This window comes from Adhaeribacter aerolatus, from assembly GCF_007991635.1.
GTDB classification, from domain to species: Bacteria; Bacteroidota; Bacteroidia; order Cytophagales; family Hymenobacteraceae; genus Adhaeribacter; species Adhaeribacter aerolatus.
Genome location: NZ_BJYS01000084.1, coordinates 1 through 1,220, shown reverse-complemented (window position 1 = coordinate 1,220; position 1,220 = coordinate 1). Strand labels below are relative to the sequence as shown.

2 protein-coding genes are annotated in these 1,220 nt (G+C 45.7%); both read right to left on the bottom strand.

The annotated features are described in order from the left end of the window. Nucleotides 1-48 precede the first annotated feature (48 nt). Complete coding sequence (locus AAE02nite_RS26085) at nucleotides 49-870, bottom strand: IS3 family transposase (RefSeq protein ID WP_146905862.1); 822 nt, start codon at nucleotides 868-870, stop codon at nucleotides 49-51. Continuing rightward, entirely contained in the window at nucleotides 870-1,160 is a 291-nt protein-coding gene (locus tag AAE02nite_RS26080; RefSeq protein ID WP_146905859.1) for a transposase, read from the bottom strand. The genes AAE02nite_RS26085 and AAE02nite_RS26080 overlap by 1 nt, the downstream gene beginning before the upstream one ends. Nucleotides 1,161-1,220: the final 60 nt, after the last annotated feature.

Sequence of the window (1,220 nt, the reverse complement as noted above, 5' to 3'; positions counted from 1 at the left end):
ATAGTACCTCGAATGCTTTAGACCAGTTTGTCTACTTTCTTAATTGAATTAAGCTGCCATCTGATAAAGGTTAACAGGCTTATTTCGGTTTATTCCCTGGTGGGGCTTTTGGTTGTACTTCTCTATCCAGCGGCTAATGCCCTGATACAAGGTGATGCCATCATCAGCCGGGTTGAGGTAAATATGCTGGTATTTAATCGTGCGCCAAAATCTTTCAATGTAAATATTATCCAAAGCCCTGCCTTTGCCATCCATACTGATGCTAATCTGCTCGTCTTTGAGGTAATCTACATACTGCTGACAAGTAAACTGGCTGCCTTGGTCGCTGTTGACAATCGCTGGCTTACCATGCTCCACCACCGCTGTTTTCAGCACCTGCAGACTGGCTTCAGCATCCAGCGTATTAGACAAGCCCCAGCCTACCAGATAACGGCTATATACATCAATCACCGCTGTCAAATACATGAATCCTTTTGCCAGGGGAACATAGGTGATATCGATGGCCCATACTTGGTTAACCCGCTCTACTGTTAGGTTTCGCAGCAAGTAAGGATAGATATACTTCTTATCTCCTAGCTGTGTCAAATGCTTTCGGGGGTAAATAGGGCGTATGTTGGCCAAGCGCATCAACCTTCTTACCCGCTCGTAACCGGCTTTATACCCCCTCTCCGCCAGCATGGATTGCATCGTCAATACACCCGCCGTTGGTTCTTGTAATATATGCGCATCCAGGAGTTGCATCATCTTCAAGTTCGTTGCATTTTCCTGTTTGGGTACATAATAGAAAGAAGCTCGGCAAAGACAGAGCAGGTTGCATTGCTGGCGGATGCTCAATGTATCCTTCGGACTTACCAGCAGTTTGCGCTCCATCAGAGTCCGCTCTTCTGCAAGCTTTTTTTTAGAAAGTCCCGTTCCATCTCCAACTGCCCAATCTTGGCATAAAGCGCTTCCAGGTTTACTTGTTCTTCTTTTTCTTTCCCTACCGCCCCAGCGAATACCAGTTGGGAGTTTTCCATAAACTCCTGCTTCCACTGCGATATCTGGTTCGGGTGTAGCTGGAACTTCTCGGCTAAGGCCGCCAAAGTTTGGCGCTCTTTTAGTGCTTCTAATGCTACTTGCGCTTTGAAGGCAGCTGTAAATTTTCTCCGTACTTTTTTCATCTTTACCACTTTTTTAAGTTATTACTCCTAAACTTAACTCGTGGTCTAATTTTGCCGAGG